Origin of the sequence: Inquilinus limosus MP06 (assembly GCF_000767795.1) — a bacterium.
Classification (GTDB): domain Bacteria; phylum Pseudomonadota; class Alphaproteobacteria; order DSM-16000; family Inquilinaceae; genus Inquilinus; species Inquilinus limosus_E.
In genome coordinates this window covers 1-3,797 of sequence record NZ_JANX01000593.1, presented here as the reverse complement: position 1 = coordinate 3,797, position 3,797 = coordinate 1, and the positions used below count along the sequence as shown (strand labels likewise).

Annotated in this window: 4 protein-coding genes and 1 tRNA gene; 2 read left to right on the top strand and 3 right to left on the bottom strand. The window is 67.6% G+C overall.

Annotation, left to right across the window (positions count from 1 at the left end; translation table 11 throughout):
- Positions 1–121: 121 nt before the first annotated feature.
- On the top strand, positions 122–2,041 hold the full coding sequence (locus P409_RS29065) for an acyltransferase family protein (RefSeq protein WP_081991895.1): 1,920 nt from the start codon (positions 122–124) through the stop codon (positions 2,039–2,041).
- 11 nt (positions 2,042–2,052) lie between these two features.
- Here the strand turns inward: P409_RS29065 and P409_RS29060 are convergent, their stop codons facing one another.
- Positions 2,053–2,622, bottom strand: a complete 570-nt coding sequence (locus P409_RS29060; RefSeq protein ID WP_052121531.1) for a hypothetical protein — start codon at positions 2,620–2,622, stop codon at positions 2,053–2,055.
- Positions 2,623–2,782: 160 nt separating this feature from the next.
- Here P409_RS29060 and P409_RS29055 point away from each other — a divergent pair, with 160 nt between their 5' ends.
- The gene (locus P409_RS29055) at positions 2,783–3,118 is read left to right on the top strand and encodes a hypothetical protein (protein WP_034846632.1); all 336 of its coding nucleotides are present in this window, start codon (positions 2,783–2,785) and stop codon (positions 3,116–3,118) included.
- 43 nt (positions 3,119–3,161) lie between these two features.
- Here P409_RS29055 and P409_RS29050 read toward each other — a convergent pair.
- A tRNA-Phe gene (locus P409_RS29050) sits at positions 3,162–3,237 on the bottom strand.
- A 56-nt stretch (positions 3,238–3,293) separates the two neighbouring features.
- Positions 3,294–3,491 (bottom strand): DNA gyrase inhibitor YacG, encoded by a 198-nt coding sequence (locus tag P409_RS29045; RefSeq protein WP_034846631.1) that lies wholly within the window; start codon positions 3,489–3,491, stop codon positions 3,294–3,296.
- Positions 3,492–3,797 lie beyond the last annotated feature (306 nt).

Sequence of the window (3,797 nt, the reverse complement as noted above, 5' to 3'; positions counted from 1 at the left end):
CGCCTGCCCCGCCGTCCCCCGCACGGATCAGATAGAATCTGGCGCCGCCGGCGCGGCCCTGCTATACAACCGAACGAACTTTCATCGTTTTTTGCATTTTTTTATCATTTTGTGGTGGACCATGTCGATCGGCGGGGGGGCCGGGTCGATCGGGCACCGGAACGATATTGATGGATTGCGCGCCGTCGCCGTCGTTCCGGTGGTCCTGCATCACGCCGGCATATCATTCCTGGGCGGCGGTTTCGTCGGCGTCGACGTCTTCTTCGTCATTTCGGGATATCTGATCACGACGATCCTGGCGGACGACATCCGACGGGGCGTGTTCTCGTTTCCCGGCTTCTACGAGCGTCGCGCCAGGCGGATCTTCCCGGCGCTCTTCGTCATGCTGCTGGCCTCGACCGTCGCCTTCGCGGCGATCCTGCTGCCCTTCGACCTGCGCAGCTTCTCGGGCTCCGTCCTCGCCACGGTCTCGTTCACCTCGAATATCCTGTTCTGCCTCGAGTCCGGGTACTTCGCGGCGGCGGCGGAGCTCAAGCCGCTGCTGCACACTTGGTCGCTGGCGGTCGAGGAGCAGTTCTATATCGGCTTTCCGATCCTGCTGTACCTCCTGTCACGGGCCGGCCGCCGGATGCGGAATGCGGTGCTGATCGCGATCGCCGGCCTGTCCCTCGCCGTCAATGTCTGGGCCGTCGGCCCCCATCCGACCGCCGCCTTCTACCTGCTCTCGACCCGGGCGTGGGAACTGCTGCTCGGGTCCCTGCTGGCGCTGGACCTGGTCTCCCCGACCGGGCGCGGCCTGCGCGAGATCGCCGCCGCGCTGGGGCTGGGGCTGATCGGCCTCAGCGTGTTCACCCTGACGCCGGCCGATCCGTTCCCGGGATGGAACGCGGTCCCGCCCTGCATCGGCGCGGCGCTGGTCATCTGGGCGGGAACCGGCGGCGCGAGTCTCGGCGGCCGGCTGCTGAGCCTGGGCCCGGTGATGTTCATCGGCAAAATCTCCTACTCCCTGTATCTCTGGCACTGGCCGATCATCGTCTTCGCCCGGTATTCGACCGACCGCGCGCTGTCGCCCGCCGAGACCGCGCTGATCGTCGCGGCGTCGATCCTGGCCGCCACCCTGTCCTGGCGCTATGTCGAGCAGCCGTTCCGCGGCAGGGGCAGCCGGTTCACCCGGCGCTGGATCTTCACCGCGTCGGCGGCAGCCGCCGCCCTCTTCCTCACCGCCGGATCGGCCGGATATATCAGCCGGGGCTGGCCGCAGCGCTTCCCTGAGGCGGCCCGGATCGCCGAGACATATGCCGACTACCAACCCCGCTTCGCCATGCAGCGGCCCGGGGCCTGCTTCCTGCGGATCGGGCAGCCCGCGGCCGAATACGACGAAGCGGCCTGCTATGGCGGCGAGTCACCCGGCGCCCTGATCTGGGGCGACAGCTTCGGGGCGCATCTCCATTGGGGCCTGTCGGGCCGGGCGGCCAAGGCCGGTCTGTCGATCGGCCAGGCGACGCTGGCGGCCTGCGCGCCCGTGCTGGACCCGCTGGCCTTCCGCTACGAGGGCTGCCGGGAGTTCAACGACCACATCCTCGGCCTGGTCCGCAGGAATCCGCCGGGAACGGTCCTGCTGGCGGCACGCTGGGAGTTCCTCCGGCCCGAGGATCTGCCGCGGATCGGCGACACGATCGCGGCGATCCGTCAGGCCGGCAGCGACGTCATCGTGCTCGGCCAGTCGCCGACCTTCCATGCGCCGGCCTATGTCCTCTACACCAGGGCCATGCTGAACGGCACGGCCTCCGCCCCGGTCGCGGAGATCGACCGTTCCGGGCTCAACCGGCTCGTCGCGCAGATCGCGGGCCGCAGCGGCGCGGCGTTCTTCGCGCCGGAGGAGGTGTTCTGCACCGGCGGGCAGTGCCGTATCCAGCAGGATGGCGCCCTGCTGTTCTGGGACGAGGGCCACCTGACGACGGAGGGCTCGGATCTTGTCGGCGAGCGGTTCTTCGAACAGTACGGCGCGGCGCTGACCGCTCACGCGCAAACAAAGCTGTAAGGGCGGACGGATCAGCCTCCGAACATCTCCGTCCAGGGCCTCGCCTTGAGATTCCCGACCACCGCCTGGAACGACAGCACGGTGCTGGCTTGGCCGAGCTTGCCGGCCTTGTTCAGGGCTTCCCTGAGCACATAGGCGTTGACCCAGGTGCAGCCCGACTCTGCCGGATCGTAGCTTCCCTGAAGCAGGGAGTTGTAGAAGACATAGGCCGGAATACTGTCGATACCCTGCCCGACCGACAGCATGTGTGCGGCATCGCACAGCGTCTGCAACTGGGCGATATCGATGAGATAGGAAAGGCCGCCGCGGCCCGGCACCACGTCCAGGCGCTTGGCCTGGACCAGATAGGCCGACTGGCCCAGCGTCCACATCCAGTCGGCGCCGAACTCCTTCTCCAGCTTGGCGCCCTGAAAGCTGGTGATCGACAGTTCGATACCCTGCTGCGCCGCGAGATTCGCGATGGTCGCGAGGTTCACCGAGGTGATCGCATCCTCCCGGATCATCTCGCCCAGCTGGGCGGAGGCCGCCATGATGCGCCAGGTCCAGTTCGCCCGCTCCTTGAGGATGTCCTTGATCGCCATGCCGCCCTCGTTGCCGGTGGCCGGCGGGAGTGCCGGTCCTCTCGGCTAGGACGCGGCGGGGCGACGCTTGTGAAACCTCCGTGGCGGGCGGCTGTGCCGGCGTCCGATTTGGCTTATCCTGCTTCCCACGGTCCGCCGATCGGTGGACGGGGGAGGCCCGATGGGGCTGCGGCAACGGCACCGGCGGCGCGCGCCGGGATGGGTGATCCTGGCGGCGGCATGCCTCGGGCCTGCGGCGGCGACGGCGCATGACAGCTGGATCAGCCGCGGCCGCTACCTCGAATACGGCACGGTCAACCATTGCTGCGGCGACCACGACTGCACCACCTGGCCGCGCGAGGACATCGAGGCGAGCCAGGAAGGCTACCGCATCCGCTCGACCGGCGAGTTCGTGCCGCGCTTCAAGGCGCTGGGCAGTGAGGACAGCGACTACTGGATCTGCCGCAAATCGACCGGGGCGATCCGCTGCTTCTTCGCGCCGGGGCCGGGGGCGTAGGCGAGGGACGCGCTGCGGCCGAAGTCCTGAAGAAGAGGGAGAATGGTGCCCAGGGACAGAATCGAACTGCCGACACGGTGATTTTCAGTCACCTGCTCTACCAACTGAGCTACCTGGGCGCCGTTGGTCTCCGCAGTGCGGAGGCCGTGCTTATAGGAAACCGGACGCCGCCTGTCTAGCGGTGATCTTCATCCGGCTGCAATGTTTCTTCGTCCTCGTCCTCGGGCTTCGCCGGGATCGCGTAACTCTCTGAAAACCAATGGCCCAGGTCGATGTCGGCGCAGCGGCGCGAGCAGAACGGACGGTACTGCTGCACCGTCGGCTTGCGGCAGATCGGGCAGCGCCCGCGGGTCTCGGGGGTCGTCGTGGTCATGGTCACAGAATCGGGTCTTGCGGGTGCGGCTTCAAGCCCGGACAGGCTCGGAGCGGGATTGAAGCGAGATGCCCCACCCTCCTCACCGTCGTTGCGAGGAGGCGAAGCCGACGAAGCAATCCAGATCCAGTGCGAACCGGCCCCTGGATTGCTTCGCTGCGCTCGCAATGACGGTGTTGGGAACTCCGAAAAGGTGTCGCAAGCGGGAGAGGCAACACGCAGAACGATCTCCGACATGGCTCTCTAGCCGTTGACGACATCGGCCAGCGCCTGGCCGCGGCGCTCGCGCGCCAGCTCGGCCAGGCC